This window comes from Streptomyces specialis (genome assembly GCF_001493375.1).
Lineage (GTDB): Bacteria > Actinomycetota > Actinomycetes > Streptomycetales > Streptomycetaceae > Streptomyces > Streptomyces specialis.
In genome coordinates, this window is record NZ_LN929897.1 from 589,283 (window position 1) to 613,714 (window position 24,432).

General features: G+C 71.9%; 18 protein-coding genes and 2 tRNA genes. 12 read left to right on the forward strand and 8 right to left on the reverse strand.

Annotated elements, in window-relative coordinates:
• Positions 1 to 3: 3 nt before the first annotated feature.
• The 3 genes from BN2279_RS25345 to pepN all read right to left on the reverse strand — a co-directional run bounded on the left by BN2279_RS25345 (position 4) and on the right by pepN (position 7,219).
• On the reverse strand, positions 4 to 3,327 hold the full coding sequence (locus tag BN2279_RS25345) for a S8 family serine peptidase (protein WP_059013354.1): 3,324 nt from the start codon (positions 3,325 to 3,327) through the stop codon (positions 4 to 6).
• A gap of 132 nt (positions 3,328 to 3,459) precedes the next feature.
• On the reverse strand, positions 3,460 to 4,446 hold the full coding sequence (locus tag BN2279_RS25350) for a PDDEXK family nuclease (RefSeq protein WP_059013355.1): 987 nt from the start codon (positions 4,444 to 4,446) through the stop codon (positions 3,460 to 3,462).
• A 172-nt stretch (positions 4,447 to 4,618) separates the two neighbouring features.
• Positions 4,619 to 7,219, reverse strand: coding sequence for an aminopeptidase N (pepN, locus tag BN2279_RS25355; protein WP_059013356.1), 2,601 nt, complete (start codon positions 7,217 to 7,219; stop codon positions 4,619 to 4,621).
• Positions 7,220 to 7,380: 161 nt separating this feature from the next.
• On the opposite strand from pepN, the gene BN2279_RS25360 reads away from it, so the two are divergent.
• On the forward strand, positions 7,381 to 8,013 hold the full coding sequence (locus tag BN2279_RS25360) for a mycothiol-dependent nitroreductase Rv2466c family protein (protein ID WP_059013357.1): 633 nt from the start codon (positions 7,381 to 7,383) through the stop codon (positions 8,011 to 8,013).
• Positions 8,014 to 8,264: 251 nt separating this feature from the next.
• Here the strand turns inward: BN2279_RS25360 and BN2279_RS25365 are convergent, their stop codons facing one another.
• The gene (locus tag BN2279_RS25365; protein ID WP_059013664.1) at positions 8,265 to 8,906 is read right to left on the reverse strand and encodes a superoxide dismutase; all 642 of its coding nucleotides are present in this window, start codon (positions 8,904 to 8,906) and stop codon (positions 8,265 to 8,267) included.
• A gap of 154 nt (positions 8,907 to 9,060) precedes the next feature.
• Here BN2279_RS25365 and BN2279_RS25370 point away from each other — a divergent pair, with 154 nt between their 5' ends.
• Positions 9,061 to 9,654: a biotin transporter BioY gene (locus BN2279_RS25370; RefSeq protein WP_059013358.1), complete on the forward strand. Its 594-nt coding sequence runs from the start codon at positions 9,061 to 9,063 to the stop codon at positions 9,652 to 9,654.
• Positions 9,655 to 9,679: 25 nt separating this feature from the next.
• Entirely contained in the window at positions 9,680 to 10,156 is a 477-nt protein-coding gene (locus tag BN2279_RS25375; RefSeq protein ID WP_059013359.1) for a ribose-5-phosphate isomerase, read from the forward strand.
• A gap of 158 nt (positions 10,157 to 10,314) precedes the next feature.
• On the opposite strand, the gene BN2279_RS25380 is transcribed toward BN2279_RS25375, so the two are convergent.
• Complete coding sequence (locus BN2279_RS25380) at positions 10,315 to 11,544, reverse strand: GNAT family N-acetyltransferase (protein ID WP_059013360.1); 1,230 nt, start codon at positions 11,542 to 11,544, stop codon at positions 10,315 to 10,317.
• 127 nt (positions 11,545 to 11,671) lie between these two features.
• Here BN2279_RS25380 and BN2279_RS25385 point away from each other — a divergent pair, with 127 nt between their 5' ends.
• Positions 11,672 to 12,826 (forward strand): PP2C family protein-serine/threonine phosphatase, encoded by a 1,155-nt coding sequence (locus BN2279_RS25385; RefSeq protein ID WP_059013361.1) that lies wholly within the window; start codon positions 11,672 to 11,674, stop codon positions 12,824 to 12,826.
• A 165-nt stretch (positions 12,827 to 12,991) separates the two neighbouring features.
• Complete coding sequence (locus BN2279_RS30050) at positions 12,992 to 13,711, forward strand: M23 family metallopeptidase (RefSeq protein ID WP_234348082.1); 720 nt, start codon at positions 12,992 to 12,994, stop codon at positions 13,709 to 13,711.
• Positions 13,712 to 13,723: 12 nt separating this feature from the next.
• Here BN2279_RS30050 and BN2279_RS25395 read toward each other — a convergent pair whose 3' ends face one another.
• Positions 13,724 to 14,866 carry an acyltransferase family protein gene (locus tag BN2279_RS25395; RefSeq protein WP_059013363.1) on the reverse strand — a complete coding sequence of 381 codons (1,143 nt, stop codon included), beginning with the start codon at positions 14,864 to 14,866 and terminating at the stop codon, positions 13,724 to 13,726.
• A gap of 436 nt (positions 14,867 to 15,302) precedes the next feature.
• Here BN2279_RS25395 and BN2279_RS25400 point away from each other — a divergent pair, with 436 nt between their 5' ends.
• Positions 15,303 to 15,521, forward strand: coding sequence for a hypothetical protein (locus tag BN2279_RS25400; protein WP_059013364.1), 219 nt, complete (start codon positions 15,303 to 15,305; stop codon positions 15,519 to 15,521).
• A gap of 64 nt (positions 15,522 to 15,585) precedes the next feature.
• Here the strand turns inward: BN2279_RS25400 and BN2279_RS25405 are convergent.
• Positions 15,586 to 15,656: transfer RNA gene (locus tag BN2279_RS25405), tRNA-Gly, on the reverse strand.
• Positions 15,657 to 15,779: 123 nt separating this feature from the next.
• On the opposite strand from BN2279_RS25405, the gene BN2279_RS25410 reads away from it, so the two are divergent.
• The 5 genes from BN2279_RS25410 to clpX all read left to right on the forward strand — a co-directional run bounded on the left by BN2279_RS25410 (position 15,780) and on the right by clpX (position 20,440).
• Positions 15,780 to 15,856: transfer RNA gene (locus BN2279_RS25410), tRNA-Pro, on the forward strand.
• Positions 15,857 to 15,966: 110 nt separating this feature from the next.
• Positions 15,967 to 17,397 carry a trigger factor gene (gene tig, locus BN2279_RS25415; RefSeq protein WP_059013365.1) on the forward strand — a complete coding sequence of 477 codons (1,431 nt, stop codon included), beginning with the start codon at positions 15,967 to 15,969 and terminating at the stop codon, positions 17,395 to 17,397.
• A gap of 215 nt (positions 17,398 to 17,612) precedes the next feature.
• Positions 17,613 to 18,227, forward strand: a complete 615-nt coding sequence (locus tag BN2279_RS25420; protein ID WP_059013366.1) for an ATP-dependent Clp protease proteolytic subunit — start codon at positions 17,613 to 17,615, stop codon at positions 18,225 to 18,227.
• Positions 18,228 to 18,288: 61 nt separating this feature from the next.
• Positions 18,289 to 18,936, forward strand: a complete 648-nt coding sequence (locus BN2279_RS25425) for an ATP-dependent Clp protease proteolytic subunit (RefSeq protein ID WP_059013367.1) — start codon at positions 18,289 to 18,291, stop codon at positions 18,934 to 18,936.
• Between the two features lie 202 nt (positions 18,937 to 19,138).
• Positions 19,139 to 20,440, forward strand: coding sequence for an ATP-dependent Clp protease ATP-binding subunit ClpX (clpX, locus tag BN2279_RS25430; protein ID WP_059013368.1), 1,302 nt, complete (start codon positions 19,139 to 19,141; stop codon positions 20,438 to 20,440).
• An 81-nt stretch (positions 20,441 to 20,521) separates the two neighbouring features.
• Here the strand turns inward: clpX and BN2279_RS25435 are convergent, their stop codons facing one another.
• Positions 20,522 to 21,253, reverse strand: coding sequence for a hypothetical protein (locus tag BN2279_RS25435; protein ID WP_059013369.1), 732 nt, complete (start codon positions 21,251 to 21,253; stop codon positions 20,522 to 20,524).
• Positions 21,254 to 21,738: 485 nt separating this feature from the next.
• Between BN2279_RS25435 and BN2279_RS25440 the strand changes: the two genes are divergently transcribed.
• Complete coding sequence (locus BN2279_RS25440; protein WP_059013370.1) at positions 21,739 to 24,372, forward strand: valine--tRNA ligase; 2,634 nt, start codon at positions 21,739 to 21,741, stop codon at positions 24,370 to 24,372.
• Positions 24,373 to 24,432: the final 60 nt, after the last annotated feature.

Genomic DNA, 24,432 nt, shown 5'->3' on the forward strand with positions numbered 1-24,432 from the left:
GGCTCATTCCGTCACGTGTTCCACGAGGATGTGGCCGGTCCCCACGAGGGTTCCGGCCTCGTTGAGCAGGCCGACCTCGCCGAAGACCCGCCGGTCGGCGCCGGCCGCGAGCGCGGACTCCGCGACCGTGACCTCCGCCGCGACCTCGGCCGACTCGCCGGTGTCCAGGCCGATGACCTGCCCGGTGTCCACCGCCACCGTGCCCAGGCCCGCGCTGAGATACGCGTCCCGGTAGGCGAAGGTGGTGCTGCCGGTGGGCACCGCGTAGCCGTGCACCTCGATCGTGTACGTGCCGGCCGCCGGGTCGTCGAGGTGCACGACCTCGTCGTCCGTCGGGCTGATGGAGGAGCCGACTTCCTCGCCGTCCAGGTACACGTACAGGTCGAGGTCGGCGCCCGGGTCGGACGCGGAGCCGATCTCGACGGTGAACGAGGAGACGCCCTCGGGCAGTTGAACCTCGCTGGTGATGTACTCACCGGGCGCGATGGTCGGCGTCGAGGTCAGGGCCGAGCCCAGCTCGCCGGCCGTCAGGGTGCCCTCCAGCGGCGCGAAGCCGTTGGTGACGTCCCAGGTGACGGGGACCGGGGCGCCGACCGCGGCCTCCTCGACGGTCACCGTCTCCGGCTCGAACGTGACGCCGAGCGCGGTGGCCGTGACCGTGTACGGGTTGTCCAGCAGCGGCGACGTCCGCCGGGACTCGACCTCGATCTCCCACACGCCCGGGGACGGATCGGGGTACGCGCGCAGGTCCGGGCGGCATGTGTTGGCCGGGTTGTCGTAGTTGGGGTAGCAGTTCGGCGTGGATGTCGGGTCGGCCGGCGTGCCCTCGGGGGTGATGGCGATCCAGCGGGTCTGGCTCCCCTCCGCCAGGCCGCTCATCGCGACCTGGAGCGTCTCGGCGCCCTCGGGCACGGTGACGAAGTAGGAGGTGGTGCTGTTGCGCTGGGCCGTGCCGGAGTACGACAGGGCGTGGTCGGGGGCGCTCAGCTCCTCGGGCACCACGACGGTCGCCATGATCTGTTTGTCGATGCCCCGGGTCGCGGAGTCGTCCACGGTGAGGATCGCGCTGTGCGCCCCGGTGGAGCGCGGCTTGGCCTTGACCTTGACGGTGACCGGCTGGTTCAGCGGGAGCGCCACGGAGTCGGAGCCGACGATCCGGAAGGTGCTGTCGTGGTTGTTGACGAGTTCCAGGTCGTGCCGCACCGAGCGGGCCGGGCCGGTGGTGCGGGTGATGGTGACCTCGTAGGTCTCGGACGCGCCGACCTCGGGCGCCGACTCGCGGTCGTAGATCCCGTCGCCGGAGCCCGGGGTGTCCAGGAACCCGTCGAGGGTGTGGTCGACCGGCGCCGACACGGTGTACGAGCGGGCCGTGGCGCCGCGCTTGATCAGCGTCCACGCGCCCTCGGTGTCCATCAGGCCGGTGCCCTGCTCGTGGGCCTGGACGTCGCGGATCGGGTCGGCCGAACTGGTCAGCGCCGTCCGCAGGTCGGCGGCGGACAGGTCGATGTCCCGCTGCTTCGCGGCGGACAGCAGCAGCGCGGCGGCGCCCGCGACCTGCGGCGAGGACATCGAGGTGCCCTGCAACATGCCGTAGCCCGGCGGCAGGTCGTACCCGGCCTCCGCGACCGGGGCGCCCTCCATCCACGTCGGGATGGTGTTCACCGAGGCGCCGGGCCCGACGATGGTCGGCTTGAAGCCGCCGTCGTCGCTGGGGCCCACGCTGGAGAACGGCATCATCGCGTACCGGGTGCTCACGGCGGAGCCGTAGTTGGCGGCCCAGGTCTCCCGCGAGACGGCGGCGCCGACGCTGACCACCCGCTCCGCCACGGACGGGTCGCCGACGGTGTTGGTGCCGGGGCCGTCGTTGCCGGCGGAGATGAAGAGCTGCACGTCGTAGGTGTCGATCAGCTCGTTGTAGAGCTGCGCCCGCGCGTTGTTGCCGTCGTTGAGGGCGGGCAGGCCGCCGATCGAGACGTTGACGAGGTCCACGTCGTGTTCGGTGACGAGGTCGATCATGCCCTCGAAGAGCGCGGTGTAGGTGCATCCGCCGCTGAAGACGCAGGCGCGCGAGGAGACGATCTGCGCGCCGGGCGCGGCGCCGTTCATCTCGCCGCCGAACAGGCCGTTGGCGGCGGTGATGCCCGCCACGTGGGTGCCGTGGTCGCTGGAGACGATGCCGATGTTGACGAAGTCCCGGACCTGGCCGACCCAGTCGCCGCCGTAGGGGTCCATCGGGACGTCCTCGCGGATCTCGATCACGAACGGCATGGTCTCGGCGACCTCGGTGTCCGGGTCGTCGGTGCCGAACCAGCCGATCTGGTGGTCCTCGCCGTACGGCGCCAGCGCGGTCTCGTCGGTGAAGTCGGCGTCGCCGTCGAGGTCCACGCGGACGGTGCCCGCCTCCGGGTCGTACAGCAGCGGCCAGGAGTCGGTGGTGTCGCCGTCGCGGTTCACGTCGCCGCCGACCTCGCCGACCGCGACCGACTCGCGGAAGGTGTTGACGAGGTAGCTCCCGCCGGGCGCGGTGTACTGCCGCCCGGAGTAGGAGAACGACGGCCCGGAGACCGCCGTGGTCATCGCGCGCCAGGAGCCGTCGCCGTCGATGACCGGGTCGGTCGCGGTGACCCAGTCGGTGATCTTGCGCTCGCCCGTGGTGGTCTCCGCGAGCGCCGGGTGCGCCAGGTCCACGCCGCTGTCGAGGATGCCGATGGTGATGTCGCGGCCGTCGTAGGAGGGGTGGTCCTCGACGAAGTCCACGGCGCCCGTCTCGTGGGCCGGCTGGTAGGGGTTGGTGGCCGGGGTGTCCTCGTCGGGTCCCGGGTAGGTCCGCTCCACCGTCGCCCGGTCGCCCGGGGCGGACGCGGGCTCCGGGTCCGGCATCTCGACGACGTCGTTGAGGTCGATCGCGAGCACCGAGGAGAGTCCGGCCGCCTCGTCGATGGCCGCCTCCGCGCGGCCGGTCGGGACGGTGGCCCGCACATAGCCGATCCGGTCCTCGGTGAAGCCGACGGAGGCGCCGGAGATGGCGTCGAGCCGGTCGGCCACCTCGGCGGTCTCGCCCGGCTCGGCGGCGATCAGCATGGTCACGAACGGCTTGTCGGCGGCCCTGGCCTCGGCGAGGAGGGCCGTGTCCTGGGTGCCGAACTTCTCGCCGAGCGGCTTGTCGGGTCCCGTGCCGGGCGCGTCGTCGGCCGCCAGGACGGGCGTGGCGCCGGTCAGCGCGAGAGCCGCCACCAGGCCGGCGGCCAGCGCCGTCCGGCGCAGGCGACCGCGGCCGGGTTCGCCGGCCGGTGGGGTTATGGGCTGGTGTCTCAGTGACATGGGCATCCTTGTTCGGAATGCGGAGCAGGATGACCGGTCATCATACGGAAGGGGTGACGGGGACGGGGCGAGTGACATGAACTTGACGCGTTCCGGCCAGTCACGTTTGCGCGGAGCCGGTTCCGCGCGGTCCGCCGATCAGCGCGGCATGACCACGACATAGGTGGCCGGGGGCCTGCCGGTGGCGGCCCGCAGCGCCTGCCGGACCGCCTCGACCTGTTGCTCGGGCGATTCCCGGAGTTTGCGCGGCGTCACCCGGATGACCGTGACGCCGAGCCCCAGCAGGGTCTGGCGGGTGCGGTCGTACTCGGCGCGTCCGGCCTCCTCCGCCCGCTGCCGGGGGGCCCGCGCGTCGATCTCGACGGCGACGGCCTGCTCCGGCCAGTAGGCGTCCACGGCGCACAGGAACGGCCCGTCGGGCAGCCACAGGCCCACGTTCCAGCACGGATCGGGCAGGCCCGCGGTCCGTACCGTCTCCAGGAGCCGTTCCTCGGCCATGGTCCTGCCCTCCACCAGCAGCGTGTCCACGGCGGCGGCCACGTGCGGATGCCCCAGCAGCCGGGCGCGGGCCAGCTCCCGGACGACCGCCTGCGGATCGCAGTGCCCGCCGCGCACCGCCTCGGTCAGCAGCCGCCGCACCGCGAGCGGATCGGGCAGCCGGGCGATGGCGTCGGCCAGGGCCCGGGGCACGGGGGCGACCGGGAAACCGGCCAGCTCCACGGGCCTGGGCAGCCGGTGGGTCCGCACCACGCGGGCGAACCCGGAGGTGCGCAGCCGCCGGGTGCGCGGCACGAGCACGTCCACCCGGTCCAGCGCGGTCAGCGGCGGCGCGCCGGTGAAGCCGTGCAGCGCGAGGGCGGCCAGCCCGCTGACCACCGCCTCGCCCTCCCGTCCGCCGATGTATCCCAGGGCGGCGTGCAGGACCTCCTCGCCGGTGGGCGGTCCGGAGTGGAGCAGGAACACCCCGGGCAGCGGCATCTGCCAGGGACCCCCGGGCCGGCAGCGCTCGTGCGCGGCGGCGAGCGACACCCCGTGCTCGCGGAGTTCCTGGCTGGTCATCACCAGCCGCTGCGCGTCGGGGAGTTGACGCAGAGGGCGAGGGGCGAACGGCGAATCTTCGGTCATGCCCGGCCGATTCCCCACCAGGGGGGTTCAGCCAACCTCCGTTACCCATCCGTTGGTAAACAGGGACAACCCCGCTCAAAATGAACTGGCGTTCGGGCGTGCGGCGGGTCACGCGCCACTCCCGCACGCGCCGGGGCGCGGCCGGGCCGGGGCCGGTGGCCCCGGCCCCGGATCATCCCGCCCGGGCGTCCCGCTCCTGCGCGCGCAGGGCGCGGGCCAGGTCGTCGCGGGACTCCAGGATCAGGCGGCGCAGCGCCGGGGGAGCGTCCTCGTGGGAGGCCAGCCAGGCGTCCGTGGCGTCCAGCGTGGCCCGGTCGCCCTGGAGCCCGGGGAACAGGCCGCGCACGACGGTCATCGCGATCTCGATCGTGCGCTCCCGCCACACCCGGTCCACCATGGCGAAGTACCGTTCGGTGTACGGCGCGAGCAGCGCCTGCTGGCCGGGGCGGGCGAAGCCGTCGACGGTCGCCTCGACCAGCGCGTTGGACAGCTCGTCGGATTCCACGACCTGCTCCCAGGCCGCCGCCTTGACCCCGGGCGACGGCCGCGCCGCCAGGCAGCGCACCTGATGACGGTGGCCCGACGCCGTGTCGTCGCGGGCGCGTTCGGCGGCGAGTTCCTCCTCGCCCACGTGGCCGTGCGCGGTCAGCGGCAACAGGAGGAGCCAGCGCAGCTCCTGGTCGACCTCCAGACCCTCGATCCGGGCGGTGCCCGCGAGCAGCCCGGCCAGGAGCTGGAAGTCCGCGTCGGACGCGGCGCCCGACGCGAAGAAACGGGCCCACGCGAGCTGGTGGTCGCCGCCGGGCGCCGCCCGCCGCAACTCGCCCAGCGCCGCCGCCGCCAGCTCCGCGCCCGCCGCCGCCCGCCGCTCCGGCGCCGTGTAGAGGTCCAGCGCCACGTGCGCCCAGGAGTGCACCATCTGGAGCACGCCGATGTCGGTCTCCGCCCCGGCGAAGTCCCGTACCAGCGCGAGGAAGTCGCGGGCCGGCATCAGGCCGTCACGCGTCAGGTTCCACAGCGCGCTCCAGCACAGGGCGCGGGCCAACGGGTCGGCGACATCCCCGAGATGACCGCGCAGGGTGTCCAGCGAGCCTTCGTCGAAACGGGTCTTGCAGTACGTCAGGTCCTCGTCGTTGACCAGGATCAGCTCCGGGCGCGCCACCCCGGCCAGTTCGGGCACGACGGTGCGCGGACCCCGTACGTCGGCCTCCGCCCGCGCGTACCGCAGCAGCGGACCGCCGGGCTCCTCGCGGCGGTAGAACCCGATCGCGACGCGGTGCGGGCGGAGCGTCGGGTGGCTCTCCGGCGCCTCCTGGAGCACCGACAGTTCGGTGACGCGGCCGGCGGAGTCGTACACGGCGTGCGGCGTCAGCGAGTTGACCCCGGCGGTCCGCAGCCACGCCTCGGCCCACTCGCCCATGTCCCGGCCGGAGGTCTCCTCCAGCACGGCCAGCAGATCGCGCAGGCGCGTGTTGCCGTACGCGTGGCGCCGGAAGTAGCGGCGGGCGCCCTCCATGAAGGCGTCCCGCCCGGCGTAGGCGACCAACTGCTTCAGCACACCGGCGCCCTTGGCGTAGGTGATGCCGTCGAAGTTCAGCTTGGCGTCCTGGAGATCGCGGATGTCGGCGGTGATCGGGTGCGTGGAGGGGAGCTGGTCGGCGCGGTAGGCCCACGCCTTGCGGCGGTTGGCGAAGGTGATCCAGCCCTCCTCGAACCGTGTCGCCTCCACCAGCGCGAGGGCGCCCATGAAGTCCGCGAAGGACTCCTTGAGCCACAGGTCGTCCCACCACTCCATGGTCACCAGATCGCCGAACCACATGTGCGCCATCTCGTGCAGCAGCGTGTTCGCCCGGCCCTGGTAGGCCGACCGGGTGGTCCGGCCGCGGAAGACGTACTCCTCGCGGAACGTCACCAGCCCGGGGTTCTCCATCGCGCCGAGGTTGTACTCCGGCACGAACGCCTGGTCGTACTTGCCGAACGGGTACGGATAGCCGAAGTGCTCGTGGAAGAAGTCGAAGCCCCGCTTGGTCGTCTCGAAGATCTCCTCGGGGTCGAAGTGCCGCGCCAGCCCCTTGCGGCACAGCGCGCCCAGCGGGATCCGGAGCGGCGGGCCGTCGGGGAGCTCCCGGGTGTAGTGGTCCGTGACGTGGTGGTAGGGCCCGGCGAGGACGGCCGTGATGTAGGTGGAGATCGGGCGCGTCGGGGCGAACGACCAGGTCGCGTCGGAGCCGCCGGGCAGCTCCTCGCGGCCGGTCTCGGCGCCGTTGCCGAGCACCGTCCAGTGCGCGGGGGCGGTCACGCGCAGTGTGAACGGCGCCTTCAGATCCGGCTGTTCGAAGTTGGCGAAGACACGGCGCGCGTCGGCGGGCTCGTACTGCGTGTAGAGGTAGACCTCCCCGTCCTCCGGGTCGGTGAAGTGGTGCAGTCCCTCCCCGGTGCGGCTGTAGGCGCAGGCCGCGTCCACGATCAGCTCGTTCTCGGCGGCCAGCCCGGACAGCGCGACGCGGGAGCCGTCGAAGACCTGGTCGACCACGAGGGGGACACCGTTCAGCGTCACGGAGTGGACGTGCGGCGCGATCAGGTCGGCGAAGCTGTCCGCGCCCTCCTCCGCGCAGGCGAAGCGGACGGTGGTGGTGGAGCGGAACGTGCGCGGCCCGGTGGCGGGCGGCGGCCCGGTCGCGGACCGCAGGTCGAGGGCGACCTCGTACCCGTGCACGGTCAGCAGACCGGCCCGCTCGCGGGCCTCGTCGCGGGTCAGGTTCTCTCCGGGCACGGTGTGGCTCCCCTTCGTCGTGCGGGCGCGAGTCAGCATGTCACGGCCGTTCGGGAGGACGCATGCGGAATGCGGCGGGGGTGCCGAGGGGTTGCCCGCTCGACCCCTGCCGGTGACGCCCGCCGGTGACCGCGTGGCGCCCCGCCCGACGAGGAGACCCCATGACCACCGCGAAGATCCCCGCCGATTTCTGGTTCGACCCGCTGTGCCCGTGGGCGTGGATGACGTCCCGCTGGATGCTGGAGGTGGAACGCGTCCGCCCGGTCGAGGTGCGCTGGCACGTGATGAGCCTCGCCGTGCTCAACGAGCCGAGGATGGACGAGCTGCCCGAGGACTACGTCGCGCTCCTGAAGACGGCCTGGGGCCCGGTACGGGTGTGCATCGCCGCCGAGCAGGAGCACGGCTCCGAGGTGCTCGGACCGCTCTACACGGCGCTCGGCACCCGCTTCCACAACCAGGGCCGGGAACGGAACCGCGAGACCCTCGTGGAGGCCCTGGCGGAGGCCGGGCTGCCGGCGGCGCTCGCCGACGCGGCCGGATCCGACCGCTACGACGCCGAACTGCGCGCCTCGCACAAGACCGGCATCGACCTGGTGGGCCAGGACGTCGGCACGCCGGTGATCGCGGTGCCGGGCGCGGACGGCGGGCAGGTCGCGTTCTTCGGCCCGGTCGTCACCCCGACGCCCCGGGGCGAGGCCGCCGCCCGGCTGTGGGACGGCACCCTGCTGGTGGCGTCCACGCCCGGCTTCTACGAGATCAAGCGGACCCGGGACGCCGAGCCCTCCTTCGACTGAACGACTGAACGGCTGAACCCCCACCGACGAGACGGCCCCCGCGCGATGCCTCCGCGCGGGGGCCGCTCCTTGTTCCCCGGTCCGCCTGCCCGAAGGTGAGAAGACGATCCAGGCGGCCGGGAGTCCACGGAACACCCGGGGCCGGCGACGCCGCCCCGGGCCGGACGGCGCGGGTGGCGCGGAGCCGGGGGACCCCGTTCCCCTGACCGTGGTCCCGCTCCGCCACCGGACGGCCGGCGATTCCGCGAACGTCAGGGAGCCAGCAGGAGCGATCCGGTCCGCTCCTTCGCCGCCGCGTAACGGGCGGCCACATCCTGCCAGTTGACCACGCGCCACATGGCCTCGACGAAGTCCACCTTCTGGTTGCGGTACTGGAGGTAGAACGCGTGCTCCCAGGCGTCGAAGACCAGCAGCGGCACCGAGCCCTGGCCCACGTTCCCCTGGTGGTCGTAGACCTGCTCCACCACCAGCCGCCCGGAGACCGGTTCGAGGGCGAGCACGCCCCAGCCCGAACCCTGGGTGGTCGCGGCGGCCTTGGAGAGCTGGGTCCTGAACCGCGCGAACGAGCCGAACGACTCGGCGATGGCGTCGGCCAGTTCGCCCGTGCCGTCCCGCTCCAGCGGCTCGCCGCCGCCGTCACCGGTCATGTTGCGCCAGTAGATGGAGTGCAGGATGTGGCCGGAGAGGTGGAACGCGAGGTTCTTCTCCAGCCCGTTGATCGCCCCCCACTGGTCCTTCTCCCGCGCCTCGTCGAGCTGCTCCAGCGTGTCGTTCGCGCCCTTGACGTACGCGGCGTGGTGCTTGTCGTGGTGCAGCTCGACGATCTCCCCGCTGATGACCGGCTCCAGGGCCGAGTAGTCGTACGGGAGGTCGGGGAGGGTGTACGTGGCCATGCCGTTGCCCATCTCCACTAATTGCGAGTCAGTTGCAGTAACAAGTTACCAGCAGGAGTGCCGTCCGTCGGGTGTCGCGGAGATCACGCCGTCGCCGCCCGCCCGGTCGGTTAGCGTCGGAAGGTCTCCGTCCCCCAGACCATGGAGTCGCCCCATGAGCACAGCCGTCCTCGCGGATCTGCTCCCCGCCGCCACCGCGCCCCGGGCGCGGGTCAGGGACGCCGCGCTGATCGTCGGGGGCGCGGTGCTGACCGGTGCCGCCGCCCAGATAGCCGTGCCGGTGCCGGGCTCGCCCGTGCCGGTCACCGGCCAGACGTTCGCCGCGCTCCTCATCGGCGCGTCCCTCGGCACGCACCGCGCGCTGCTCTCCCTGCTGCTCTACGCCCTCGCCGGGATGGCCGGCACGCCCTGGTTCGCGGAGGGCACCTCCGGCTACGGGATGCCCACCTTCGGGTACGTCATCGGCATGACCCTGGCCGCCGCCCTCGTCGGCGCCCTCGCCGCGCGCGGCGGCGACCGGACCGTGCCCAGGACCGTGGCGACCATGGCGCTGGGCACGGCCGTCATCTACGCCGTCGGCGTGCCGTACCTCGCGGTCGCCGCCGACCTGTCCCTGGCCGACGCCGCCGCCAAGGGGCTGGTGCCGTTCCTCCTCGGCGACGCGCTCAAGGCCGCCCTCGCCATGGGCGCCCTGCCCGCGGTGTGGAAGCTCGCCGGACGGGTGACCGGGACCGATGACCACCGGTGACACCGCTCGTGCCAGACTCCTCCCCATGCGCGTCTACCTGGGTTCCGACCACGCCGGCTTCGACCTCAAGAGCCACCTGATCGACTGGCTCAAGGGCCAGGGCCACGAGCCGGTGGACTGCGGTCCGCACCACTTCGACGGCGCCGACGACTACCCGCCGTTCTGTCTGCGGGCCGCCGAACGGACCGCCGCCGACCCCGAGTCCCTCGGCATCGTCATCGGCGGCTCCGGCAACGGGGAGGCCATCGCCGCCAACAAGGTCCGCGGCGTGCGCTGCGCCCTCGCCTGGAGCGAGGAGACCGCCCGCCTCGGCCGGCAGCACAACGACGCCAACGTCCTGAGCGTCGGCGCCCGCATGCACACCACCGACGAGGCCACCGCCTTCGTCGCCGCCTTCCTCGACACGCCCTACTCCGGCGAGGAACGCCACAGCCGCCGCATCGGCATGCTCACGGCCTACGAGACGGACGGCACGCTGCCCCCGCTGCCCGACCCGAGCTGAGCCGGCACCGGGCCGACACCCGGGCCGTGCCATCCCCCGCCGTTCGCGGGGGTGGTGCGGCCCGCTCCGGTTGACTATTCCCGCGCCCGCTCCCGGGCCGTATCCTCGGGCTTCACAACGTCAGGGGGTGGGCGGTGAGTTCTGCCGGAGCGCGGCTCTCAGAAGCTGTGCGGCAGCCAGGGCGCGACCGGCCACAGGAAGGCCGCCCCGGCGGCGGCGAGCGCCCCCGGGCGCAGCTCCCGGGCCGGCCCGGCCGCGGCCATGCCGGGCAGACCGGCGCCGCCCAGATAGGCGGTGCTCAACGCCCTTACGTGGACGGCGAGATCGGCCGCGTCGCCGGTCCGCTCGCAGACCGCGCCACCGGGTCCGCCGCTCAGCCGCCAACGCCCCTCGTTCCAGGGGCAGAAGTCGTCGGCGACCTCCAGCACCACGTCCACGTCGGTGACATACGTCCGCGCCGCCGGCGCCGCCCCGACGTCCACCGGCCGCAGATGGAGCCGGTCCACCAGCCGCGGACGACAGCGCCTGAAGTCCGTCACCAGATGCAGCAGCGGATCGTCCACCGGCCGGTTCCGCAGCGCCACCGTCCCCATCAGATCGGTGGACACGAGGAAACGCAGCAGCGCCGCGTACGCGGCCGGCTCCGCCGCGTCGAGGTCCCGCACGAGGACCGTCCCGTCCGGCAGACCGCCGTCCCAGTCCGGCTTCAAGGCGTAGCGCGCGTAGCCGACCAGCTCGCCGTCCCGCTCGGCCAGGACCACGCGGAGCTCCGGGGCGCCCTCCCGCTCCCCCGGCGGGTCGAGCAGCGGCACCTTCTCCCAGCCGGGCCGCCGTTCGAGCATGCCGGGCCGGTCGCGGACCAGCCCCGCGTACAGCGCCTCGCAACGGTCCAGTTCGGCCGCCGGCTCCTCCACCCGCAGCCGGATCCCTTCGGTCCCCGGGGGCACGTTCAGCCCCACCCGGGCGGTGTCGATGTCCACGGCCGGCGCCTGGCCGGCGATCCCGAACCCGAAGCGCCCGTAGATGCCCGCCTCCGACGCGGTCAGCGCGGCCAGCGGCTCCCCGGCCTCCCGGTGGTCCTCCAGCGCCCGGCGCATCAGCCGCGGCAGGATGCCCCGCCGCCGGTGCGTGGCGGCCACCCCGGCCATGGTCACCCCCGCTGTCGGCACCACGGCCCCGCCGGGCACCGACAGCCCGAGGGAGAAGGCGGCGATCGAGCCCCCCAGCCGGTCCCCGTCCCACAGCGCCGGCGAGCCGTCGTACTCGGTCAGCTCCCGCCACAGCCCGCGCTCCTCCGGCGACTCGGCCACCCCGCCGAACGCCCACTCCAGCGACCGGTACCAGGTCTCCCACTCGGTTTTCTCCAGGCCGCGCAGCTCCATCGTCATGGCCCCATGCCCACCAACGCCCGCTGTGGGCCGCGACACATTTCCCGGGCCGGTGCCGGTCCGCACGCATATCCGGGCGCGGGAGGGGTTCGACGCGCCGCCGAACGGGTGGGTAGGGTCCGAGGTCATGGCGCGCGGCAGTGACACGGCACCCCGGAGGGCCCGGAGACCCGGGGCCCAGAAGGCGTTCCACCGCGCCCGGGTAGGGCTGCGGCGCTCCGCCGTCGACTACTTCAGGGGCGGCGGCTCCGACTGGCTCGCCTTCGTCGCCCTGCTCCTCACCGTCCCGCTGCTCGGCGGCGCCACCGTCCTGTGGCCCGACTGGTGCTCGCCGGAGGCGCTGGTGCTGCCCCTGGTCGCGGGCGGGCTGCTGCTGCGCCCCGCCAGCCTCCTGGGCCTGTACGCCGTCACCGCCACCGCGCTGGTGCTGGAGACCGCGCTCATCGACGCCGACCGCTCGAAGCCCGACCCGGTCACCCCGGGCAGCATCCTCGTGGTCGCCGCCGTGGCGCTGATCGGCCTGCTCATCGCCCAGTTCCGCAGCCGCGTCGGCGTGCCCTGGCGGCGCGGCGGCACCATGCTGTTCGACCTGCGCGAGCGGATCCGCGCCCAGAGCGCGCTGCCGCGCCTGCCCAAGGGCTGGCACCGGGAGATGTCGCTGCGCCCGGCCGGCGGCCAGTCCTTCTCCGGCGACTTCGTCGTCGCCGCCCGCACCGGACCGGAGGCGCGCACCCTGGAGGTCGTCCTCACCGACGTCTCCGGCAAGGGCATGGACGCCGCGTCCCGTTCGCTGCTCCTCTCCGGCGCCTTCGGCGGGCTGCTGGGCTCCCTGCCGCCGCACTCCTTCCTCCCCGCCGCCAACGGTTACCTGCTGCGCCAGAGCTGGGACGAGGGGTTCGCCACCTCCATCCACCTGGTGCTCGACCTGGACACCGGCGACTACGAGTTGCTGTCCGCCGGTCACGTGCCCGGCGTCCAGCTCAACGCCGGCACCGGCCGCTGGCACCTGGTCGAACCCGAGGGCCCGCTGCTCGGCGTGTACGACGGCGCCGAGTTTCACGCGGCCAAGGGCACGATGCGCCGGGGCGACGTGCTGATGCTCTTCACGGACGGCCTCGTGGAGCGCTCCGACCGGGACCTGACCGAGGGCATCGACCGCCTCACCGGCGAGGCCGACCGCTATGTGACCACCGGGTTCCGGGGCGCCGCCTGGCACCTCATCGAGTCCGTGGCCAAGGACGTCAACGACGACCGCGCCCTGCTCCTCATCAGCCGGGAGTGATCACCCGGCGGAGCGGATCACTCACCCTCCGCTCCCGCCAGCCGACAGGCCGCGCCGACCTGCGACGACACCGTCGCGCCCGGTGCGCGCGCTGTCCGCCGATCGGCCGCGACCCGGCCGCCGCGGCGGATGCGGCGGCCCCCGGGCTGTCCTTGGCTCGGTGTCATGAGCGAACGCAGGATTCCCGCGCCGCCCGCACGCCCCGTGACGCGGCGGCACCGAAGACCGCGCTTCACCCCGTCCCGGCTGGCCGGCCGCGCCGTCGGCGGCACGCTGCTGGGCGCGCTGGTGATCACGGGACCATGGACCGGCCAGGCTGCCGCCGGTCAGGACCCCCCGGCGGCGGACCCCACCGGCCCGGCCGCCGAACGCGGACCGGAACCACGCCGCACCGCCCGGATCTACGAGGCGCCGTTCGGCCCGTGCCCGGCCGAGCGACGCGGGGAACCGCCCCCGCCGCCGGTGGTCCGCGCCGCCGACTCCTGGGTCAGCCCGGTGAGCGGCCACCCGGTCTCCGAGCCCTACGGAACCCCCGGCTCCTGGGCGGCGGGCCACCACACGGGCGTCGACTTCGCCACGCCGACCGGCACCAAGGTCCGTTCCGTGGGCCCCGGCACGGTGATGCTCGCCGAGTACTCCGGGGACTACGGCGAGGTCGTGGTCGTGAAGATGACGGACGGGCACTACACGCTGTACGCCCACCTGTCGGAGATCGCGGTGCGCCAGGGCCAGCAGGTGAAGGCCGGCACCAAGCTCGGCGAGACCGGCAACACGGGCAACAGCACCGGCCCGCACCTGCACTTCGAGGTACGGGAGGAACGCGCGTACGGCACGGACGTCGACCCGATCGCCTATCTCGCCGACCACGGCGTGTCGATCGACTAGCGGACCGGCGGACTAGCCGGTCCGCTGCCATCCGGACGCGGCCGGGTGGTGGTCGGCCCGCAGGGCCTCCCGGCGGAACGCCCAGTCCATCGTGGGCTCCACCAGGAAACGGAGGGCCCGCCGCACCGGAGCCGTGCACAGCGCGGTGACGGTCGCGGCGCCGATCACCGTCACCACCACCCGTCCGGCGGGCGAGTTGACCCAGTCCGCCGCGTACCAGTCCCACCACCGCGAGCCCTTGGCGATGAAGCCGTGCAGCAGATACCCGTAGATCGTGCCCGCGCCCAGGGTCGTGTACCAGGTGCGGCGCACCGGTACCCAGGCCAGGAAACAGACCGTCAGCACCAGGCCGCAGGCGGTCAGCGCGCACGTCGCCACCACCCCGGCCCACCACGGCGCGCCCATCTCCTGGGCGCTGTTCGTCCGGTAGAACCAACTGTGGTCCACGCGCGGCACCAGCCAGTACGCGGCGGCGAGCGCCGCCGCGAACACCGGCACCGAGGCGGCCCGCACCGCCGGCCGCCGCGCCCGCGCGAAGTGCTCGCGGCGCAACAGCAGTCCGAGCACGAAGAACGGCAGGAACTGCGACACCCGCTGGATGTTGAGGTCGTCGCCGAGGTGGGGGGAGACGGCGGCGACGCAGGCCACGCACAGCGCCACCGGAACCGGCCGGCGGATGATCCGCCAGACCGGGGCGGTGAACCGCCAGACGAACAGCGCGATCAGGAACCACGTGACGTAGTACGGGTCGAGGATGCTGAACGGATAGTCCGGGTCGTCGTCGCCCCACCGCTTGAACAGGATGTAGGCGATCTCGAAGACCAGATACGGCACCCCGATGCCGGTGATCAGCCGCTTGAGCTGGTCGGGCCGGCCGGTGAAGCCGCGGGAGAAGTACCCGGCGATCAGGATGAACGCCGGCATGTGGAACGTGTAGACGAACAGGTACAGCGCCGAGGCCGCGCGGGAGTCGTCCCGCAGCGGCGTCCAGGCGTGGCCCACGGCGACCAGGACGATCGCCAGGTACTTCGCGTTGTCGAAGTAGGGGTCGCGCGGCTTGACCCCCGACAGGCCGTCCGTGACCGCCGGTGTGGGGTCGGCCACCGTCGCCCGGGCCGTGGTCAGGGGGGCTCCTTGATTACGGACGTGCAACATTGACGGCACGATAGTCCGCGTGCGACGCCAGGCAAATTCCCGCCCCGGGGCGCCGTGAAATCACCGGGAATTCCCCGCGCCGCCGCGCGTCATCCGGCCGAGGCGTCCGAAATGGCGGCAATGCCCGCTGTCAAATCGGTCGATTCCTCCCGCCCGGCGCCGCCGGAGAACGCGTCGCCGTGCCCGCGAAAGGGAATCCGGAACACCCCGGCGCGACCCCCGAATTCCCCGCCCGCCCGGCCCCGGTGGCTCACGGGACGGTAACGGGCCACCTCGGTACGCAGGGTGGCCCCCCGGGCACATCCGGGAGCAGACGCCACGTCAGCGCTCTCCACGCGGCGTCCGGTTGATGGCACGATGGTGTCTGCGGGGGTGCCGCGACGGTGGTCAAGCCCCTGGTGGAGCAGAGGCGAACTTTCCGAAGGTGTGATCAGTTGTGGTTATCTCGTTCTCTCTGGCCCTGCTGTTCGGCGTGATCATGTTCTTCTTGATCCGCGCCGGCACGATCAAGTGGGGACCGGCCATCGTGGCGATCCTCTTCGGCTTCTCCCTCGCCTCCACGGGGGCCGCCGACCCGATACAGGACTTCCTGCAGTCCGTGACGGACGGCGTCAACGAGGTCGACGATTCGATCAACAGCTCGAACGGCGACTGAGCCGGAGCCCCCGGCAAGCGAAAGGCCCGGCACCCCGAGGAGGGGAGCCGGGCCGGATCGCGCGAGCGGGCGACGGGAATCGAACCCGCGTAGCTGGTTTGGAAGACCAGGGCTCTACCATTGAGCTACGCCCGCGTCGGCCGGGCGAGTTCATCGGCCGGCACGGTCTGCATCGTATCAGCGCCCCAACGGGGCCCGGATCCGGGCAGACCGCACACGCGCGGGCCTGTACGCTACGTGTCGCGTCCGGAGCCTCCGCGGGGTGTGGCGCAGCTTGGTAGCGCGTCCGCTTTGGGAGCGGAAGGCCGTCGGTTCGAATCCGGCCACCCCGACCACGTACTATGAGTAGCCTGCGTGCCTGTGGTGTGTCCGTGTCCGGCGCGGACCGGGAATCCCAGGAGTACAAGCGCCACCCCTCCCGATGTCAGCCCCAAGGAGACCGACCGTGAAGAGCGCCGTGGAGACCCTGAACCCCACCCGGGTTCGGCTCACTGTCGAGGTGCCCTTCGAGGAGCTCAAGCCCAGCCTCGACGCGGCGTACCGGAAGATCAACCAGCAGGTGCAGGTGCCCGGCTTCCGGAAGGGCAAGATCCCCGCCCGGATCATCGACCAGCGGTTCGGCCGCGGCGCGGTCCTGGAGGAAGCGGTCAACGACGCGCTTCCCAAGTTCTACAGCGAGGCCGTCTCCGAGGGCGAGCTGAGCCCCCTGGGCCAGCCCGAGGTCGACATCACCGAGCTCAAGGACAACGAGCTCCTGACGTTCACCGCCGAGGTCGACATCCGGCCCGAGATCGAGATCCCGGACTATTCGGGGATCTCCGTCACGGTCGACGCGATCGAGGTCGCCGACGAGGACGTGGACTCCGCCGTCGAGCGGCTGCGCGAGCGCTTCGCCACCACCACCGTCGTGGAGCGGGCCGCCGCCGAGGGCGACGTGGTGAAGATCGACCTGGAGGCCCGGGTCGACGGCGAGGTCCTGGAGGACGGCGTCGCCAAGGGCGTCAACTACACGATCGGCTCCGGCCAGATGCTCGACGGCCTGGACGAGGCCGTCACCGGCCTGGAGGCCGGCGGCACCGCCACCTTCACCAGTGAGCTGAAGGGCGGCTCCGCGGCCGGCCGCGAGGCCGAGATCACGGTCACCGTCGAGAGCGTCTCCTCCCGCGAACTGCCGGAGCTGGACGATGACTTCGCCCAGCTCGCCAGCCAGTTCGACACGCTGGAGGAGCTGCGCGAGGACAGCCGTAGGCGGCTGGCCGACGAGAAGAAGTACCAGCAGGCGACCGAGGCGCAGGAGAAGGTCCTGGACGCCCTGCTGGAGCTGGTCGAGGTCCCGATGCCGCAGAAGCTCCTCGCGGACGAGATCCAGACCCGCAAGCACAACCTGGAGCACCACCAGCTCTCGCAGCTCGGCATCGACCTCGACGCGTATCTCGCGATCCAGGAGAAGACCGCCGAGGAGTTCGACGCCGAGCTGAAGGAGCAGGCCGAGAAGGGCATCCGCACCCAGTTCGTGCTGGACGAGATCGCCAAGCGCGAGAACCTCAACGTCAGCCAGGCCGAGCTGACCGAGCACCTCATGCGGCGCGCCCAGTCCTCCGGCATGAGCCCCGACCAGTTCGCCAAGGCCGTCGTCGAGGGCGGCCAGGTGCCGATGCTGGTCGGCGAGGTCAGCCGGGGCAAGGCGCTGGCCACCGTCGTGGAGTCGGCCACCGTCACCGACAGCAACGGCGAGCCCGTCCGCCTGGACGACGAGGACGACGAGCAGGCCGACACCGCGGCGGCCGAGTCCGCGGAGACCGCCGCCGCCGGTGAGGCCGCCGAGGCCGAGGCCGGCGAGGAGACCGCCGCGACCGGCGAGAAGACCGAGGACTGAGCGGCCGGTACGGGGCCGGACGCGCTGCCCGCGCGTCCGGCCCCGTCCGCTGCTCCCGGGCTCCGCACGCCCCCGCCGACCCTGCGCTGACAGCGAACAGTTCCCAGGTCGGGCAGGGTCCGTCAGGCCAGCGCGTTAGGGTCCGTAGATACAACGCAGATGTCGAACGACGGCCGGGCGAAAGCGGGGCCGTCCGAGAATGAGCAGGTGGATACGTGACGCTCTTGATGCCTTCCGCCGCAGCGGAGCCGATCAGCGGCAGCCTCGGTGACCAGGTCTACAACCGGCTGCTCGGCGAGCGGATCATCTTCCTGGGCCAGCCGGTCGACGATGACATCGCCAACCGCATCACCGCGCAGCTCCTCCTCCTCGCGGCCGATCCGGACAAGGACATCTTCCTCTACATCAACAGCCCCGGTGGCTCGATCACGGCCGGCATGGCGATCTACGACACCATGCAGTACATCAAGAACGACGTGGTCACCATCGCCATGGGCCTGGCGGCGTCCATGGGCCAGTTCCTGCTGACCGCCGGCGCCCCCGGCAAGCGGTACGCGCTGCCGAACGCCGAGGTGCTGATCCACCAGCCCTCCGCCGGTCTGGCCGGCTCCGCCTCGGACATCAAGATCCACGCCGAGCAGCTCCTGCGCACCAAGGCCAAGATGGCCCGGCTCTCCGCGCAGCACTCGGGCGTCAGCATCGAGCAGTGGGAGCGCGACGCGGACCGCGACCGCTGGTTCTCCGCCGAGGAGGCCCGCGACTACGGCCTGCTGGACGAGGTCATCACCAGCGCCTCGGACATCGCGGGCGGCGGCGGTACGGGCGCCTGACCGCCCGGCGCCCCACCCGCAGCCCCGTTCGCAGACCGAGATCAAGGCGGTATCACTTCCCATGAACAGCATCCCCGGCTCCGGCATCTACGACCGTCTCCCGGCCGAGTCCCGCTATGTCGTCCCGCGCTTCATCGAGCGCACCTCGCAGGGTGTGCGCGAGTACGATCCGTACGCCAAGCTCTTCGAGGAGCGGGTGATCTTCCTCGGCGTGCAGATCGACGACGCGTCGGCCAACGACGTGATGGCGCAGCTCCTGTGCCTGGAGTCGATGGACCCGGACCGCGACATCCAGATCTACATCAACAGCCCCGGCGGCTCCTTCACGGCGCTGACCGCGATCTACGACACGATGGAGTTCGTCAAGCCGGACATCCAGACGGTCTGCATGGGCCAGGCGGCCTCCGCCGCGGCCGTGCTGCTCGCGGCCGGCACCCGGGGCAAGCGCATGGCCCTGCCGAACGCGCGTATCCTGATTCATCAGCCGTACAGCGAGACCGGGCGCGGTCAGGTCTCCGACCTGGAGATCGCGGCGCGTGAGGTCCAGCGCATGCGGAATCAGCTTGAGGAGATGCTGGCGAAGCACTCCACCAGGCCGATCGAGCAGATCAGCGACGACATCGAGCGGGACAAGATCCTCACCGCCGAGGAAGCCGTGGAGTACGGACTGATCGACCAGATCGTCACGACGCGGTCCACGACGGCCTGATCGCTCATCGGCAGGACCCTCCAGCATCACCCGGCACGACAACGCAAGACAACGACTGGCCACCCCCTTTCGACGGGAAGGCCCCGCCGAGGGGGATTCCCGTCGAGGGGGGCCATTCCGCCGGGGCGACAGGGTACCGTCGTCTTCAGAAAGCACTAGGCACCGTCTCCCCGGCGGTGCGCAGGCGAAGGGGAAGCACCTCGTGGCACGCATCGGTGACGGCGGCGATCTGCTCAAGTGCTCGTTCTGCGGCAAGAGCCAGAAACAGGTGAAGAAGCTCATCGCGGGTCCGGGGGTCTACATCTGCGATGAATGCATCGATCTCTGCAACGAGATCATCGAGGAGGAGCTCGCCGAGTCACCCGACTCGGATCTGAGCGAACTCCCGAAGCCGCGCGAGATCTACGACTTCCTGGAAAGTTATGTGGTGGGCCAGGAGGACGCCAAGAAGGCGCTCTCCGTGGCCGTCTACAACCACTACAAGCGGGTGCGGGCGAGCGAGGCCGACGCCTCGTCGCGTGACGAGGAGATCGAGCTCGCCAAGTCGAACATCCTGCTTCTCGGCCCGACGGGCTCCGGCAAGACACTGCTGGCCCAGACGCTCGCCCGGATGCTCAACGTCCCGTTCGCCATCACCGACGCCACCGCGCTCACCGAGGCCGGCTATGTGGGCGAGGACGTGGAGAACATCCTGCTCAAGCTCATCCAGGCCGCGGACTACGACATCAAGAAGGCCGAGCAGGGCATCATCTACATCGACGAGATCGACAAGGTCGCCCGCAAGAGCGAGAACCCGTCGATCACCCGCGATGTGTCCGGCGAGGGCGTCCAGCAGGCGCTGCTGAAGATCCTGGAGGGCACCACGGCCGCGGTGCCGCCCCAGGGCGGGCGCAAGCACCCGCACCAGGAGTTCCTCCAGATCGACACCTCGAACGTCCTGTTCATCGTCGGTGGCGCCTTCGCGGGGCTGGACGACATCATCCGGGCCCGGTCCGGCGCCCGCGGCATCGGCTTCGGCGCGGACATCCGTTCCAAGCGCGACCGCGACTCGGCACAGCTCCTGACCGACGCCCTGCCCGAGGACCTGGTCAAGTACGGCATGATTCCCGAGTTCATCGGCCGGCTGCCGGTGATCACCTCGGTGCACAACCTGGACCGCGAGGCGCTGCTGCGGATTCTGGTCGAGCCGCGCAACGCGCTGGTCAAGCAGTACCAGCGGCTCTTCGAGATCGACGGTGTGGAGCTGGAGTTCGACCTCCCCGCGCTGGAGGCCATCGCCGATCAGGCGATCCTGCGCGGCACCGGCGCCCGCGGCCTGCGGGCGATCATGGAGGAGGTCCTGATGTCGGTGATGTACGAGGTCCCGTCCCGCCAGGACGTGGGCCAGGTGCTGGTCACCGAGGACGTCGTCCGGTCCAACGTGAACCCGACGCTGGTCCCGCGCTCCCGGCTGACCAAGCAGCGCGGCGGCAGCAGTTCGGCGCCGCACGAGAAGACCGCCTGACCCGGCGGCGGAGGCGGAGAACTGGCGGGGCCCGGACCGATTCGCTCGGTCCGGGCCCCGCCTGCTCGGGTCAGGGAAGGGTCACTGGGTGGACGGCCCGGGGATCTCGATGTCGCCCTGGATCTCGCCGTTGCCGCCGTCACCGCTGTCACCGTCGGCATCGCCCTCCTCGGCCGGGGCGCTGTCGTCCGTGACCAAGGCGTCCTGGCGGAGCTGCCGGGTGTGGCCGGCGGCCGTCTCCAGGCTGATCGGATCGGGCGCGCTCAGCTCCGGAATCTCGCCGGAGTCGGGGTCGAAGTCCGAGGGGAACGTGGGCATCGGCATGGTGACGGTGGCGCCCAGGGTGCTGTAGTCGGCCCAGACGCAGATCGCCACCCGCAGCGGGTACCCGAAGGTCGGGTCGGGCTCGGTGCCCTCCGCCTCCTGGCACTTGAGGATGCTGCCGTCGTCGGAGAACTCGGCGGGCTCACCGATGAGTTCGCCCTGGAAGTCCTCGTCGCCCTCGCCCTCGCCCACCATGGCGAACAGGCCGTCCACGGCCGCCTCGGGGTCCGCCACCTCGCCCCACGCGCCGCCCGCCTGGAGCACGATGGTGCCCGGCTCGGGCACCTCCGCGTCGGGGTCGGTGTTCATGTAGGCGCCGGTGTCCTGCTCCATGTTGGTCAGGCCCGCGGCTTCGAGGTCCTCCTCGGTGAAGAACTCCTCCTCGGAGCCCGGCACGAGCGTGAACTCGCCGGTGGTGTCCGGCATGGCGAGCGTGTAGCGCGGGTCGTCGGCGGACGGCCCGTCCCCGCCGTCGTCGCCGCCGAGCACGAAGAAGGCCCCGGCGCCGATGACCGCGAGTCCGGCGACGACGGCGATCGCGACGAGCGCCGTGCGGTTGCCTTTCTTGCCCGGCGGGGGCGGCGGCGCCTGACCGTACGGGTACTGGCCCGGCTGCTGCGGGAAGCCGTATCCGGGAGCACCGGGAGCACCGCCCTGGCCGTAGGGCGCCTGGCCGTAGGGCGCCGGACCACCCGGTGGGGGCGGCGGCGGGCCCTGCGGGGGCTGTTGCCCGTCCGTCTCTTATACACATCCCCGAGCCCCCGAGACAGGCGGGAAGGCCGGGCTGTCCGGGCGGCGGGGGCCCCTGCGGGGGCTGCTGCCCGTACGGTCCCGGCTGGTTGTAACTCATGTGCTTCCCCTCAAGAGCCTTTACCTCAACACTTCCGCCCATCCTGTCTGACAAGATGCCGCTCTGTACATCCGCCCCCGGAATGGGTTCGAGTGCATGACAGCGGCGCCTTTAGACTGACGCCGTGACCGAGAAGACCCAGCCGCCCGCGTTCGGGCCCCACAGCGCCTCCACCGACCTGCCGACGCAGTACACGCCGGCCGATGTAGAGCGGAAGCTGTACGAGCGCTGGGTGGAGCGGGGTTACTTCGCCGCTGACCCGAAAAGCGGAAAAGAGCCGTACGCGATCGTCCTCCCCCCGCCGAATGTCACCGGAAGTCTCCACCCGGGCCACGCGTTCGAGCACACGCTGATCGACGCCCTCACCCGCCGCAAGCGGATGCAGGGATACGAGACGCTGTGGCAGCCCGGCATGGACCACGCGGGGATCGCCACCCAGAACGTCGTCGAGCGGGAGCTGGCCAAGGAGGGCAAGTCCCGCCACGATCTGGGCCGCGAGGCGTTCGTCGAGCGCGTCTGGAAGTGGAAGGCGGAGTCCGGCGGCCGGATCTCCGGGCAGATGCGCCGCCTCGGCGACGGCGTCGACTGGTCCCGTGAGCGGTTCACCATGGACGAGGGCCTGTCCCGGGCCGTCCAGACCATCTTCAAGCGGCTCTTCGACGACGGGCTGATCTACCGCGCCGAGCGCATCATCAACTGGTGCCCGCGCTGTCTGACCGCCATCTCCGACATCGAGGTCGAGTACCAGGAGGACGACGGCGAGCTGGTCTCCATCCGGTACGGCGAGGGCGAGGACTCCGTCGTCGTCGCCACCACCCGGGCCGAGACGATGCTCGGCGACACCGCCGTCGCGGTCCACCCCGACGACGAGCGGTACGCGCACCTCGTCGGCCGTACCGTGCGGCTGCCGCTGACCGACCGGTCCATCCCGGTCGTCGCGGACGAGCACGTCGACCCGGAGTTCGGCACCGGAGCGGTCAAGGTCACCCCCGCGCACGACCCGAACGACTTCGAGATCGGCCGCCGTCACGGCCTGCCGCAGCTCACCGTCATGGACGAGCACGCGATCATCACCGCGCACGGGCCGTTCCAGGGTCTGGACCGGCTGGAGGCCAGGTCGGCGGTGGTCGCCGCGCTGCGCGCCGAGGGCCGGATCGTCGCGGAGAAGCGCCCGTACCGCCACTCGGTCGGGCACTGTTCGCGCTGCAAGACCACCATCGAGCCGCGGCTGTCCATGCAGTGGTGGGTCAAGGTCGCCCCCCTGGCCGAGGCGGCCGGTGACGCGGTCCGCGACGGGCGGGTGGCCATCCACCCCAAGGAGATGTCCTCGCGGTACTTCGAGTGGGTCGACAACCTCCACGACTGGTGCATCTCCCGCCAGTTGTGGTGGGGCCACCGCATCCCCGTCTGGTACGGGCCGGACGGCGAGACCGTCTGCGTCGGCCCGGACGAGGAGCCGCCGTCGGGCGACGGCTGGCACCAGGAGACGGACGTCCTCGACACCTGGTTCTCCTCCGGGCTGTGGCCGTTCTCCACGCTCGGCTGGCCGGAGAAGACCGAGAGCCTGGCGCGGTTCTATCCCAACTCCGTCCTGGTCACCGGCTACGACATCCTGTTCTTCTGGGTCGCCCGGATGATGATGTTCGGCCTCTACGCGATGGACGGCGTCCCGCCGTTCCACACCATCGCCCTGCACGGCATGGTCCGCGACCAGTTCGGCAAGAAGATGTCCAAGTCCTTCGGGAACGCGGTCGATCCGCTGGACTGGATGGACGCCTACGGCTCGGACGCCGTCCGCTTCACCCTGGCCCGGGGCGCCAACCCCGGTGTGGACGTGCCGATCGGCGAGGACTGGGTCCAGGCGTCGCGGAACTTCGCGAACAAGGTCTGGAACGCCACCCGTTTCGCCCTCCTCAACGGCGCGACGGTCGAAGGCGAGTTGCCGTCGCCCGAGGAGATGTCGGCCACCGACCGGTGGATCCTCTCCCGGCTGAACTCGGTCGTCTCCGAGGTCGACGCGTACTACGACGACTACCAGTTCGCCAAGCTCAGCGACGCGCTGTTCCACTTCGCGTGGGACGAGGTCTTCGACTGGTACGTCGAGCTGAGCAAGACGACGTTCGCGGCCGGTGGCCGCCCGGCGGAGGTCTCCCGGCGGGTCCTCGGCGAGGTCCTCGACGTCACGCTCCGGCTGCTGCACCCGGTCACGCCGTTCGTCACCGACGAGCTGTGGACCACGCTGACGTCCGGCGAGTCGGTCGTCGTCGCCGCCTGGCCCGAGGACTCCGGCTTCCGCGACCCGGCCGCCGAGCGGGAGATCGACACCGTCCGGCAACTCGTCACCGAGGTCCGCCGTTTCCGCGCCGACCAGGGCCTCCAGCCGGGCCAGCGCGTCCCGGCCGCCCTCGACCTGACGGCGGTTCCGGCCCTCACCGCCCACGAGGAGGCGATCCGCTCGCTGCTCCGCCTCCAGCCCGCGGGCGGGGACTTCACCGCGACGGCCACCCTCCCGGTCGCCGGCGCCACGGTCGCCCTCGACCTCTCCGGCGCCATCGACGTCGAGGCGGAGCGCAGGCGGCTGACGAAGGACCTGGCGGCGGCCGAGAAGGAGCTGGCGCAGACGACGGCGAAGCTGGGCAACGAGGCGTTCCTGGCCAAGGCGCCCGACCACGTGGTGGACAAGATCCGGGCCCGCCGCGCCGCGGCGGAGGCGGACATCGCGCGGATCGGGACCCAGCTCGACCGGCTCCCGGGCTGACCCGCCCCCGGCGGGCCGCGCGCGACCGCGCCACGGGCCCCCGGACCGCCACCGCGCCCG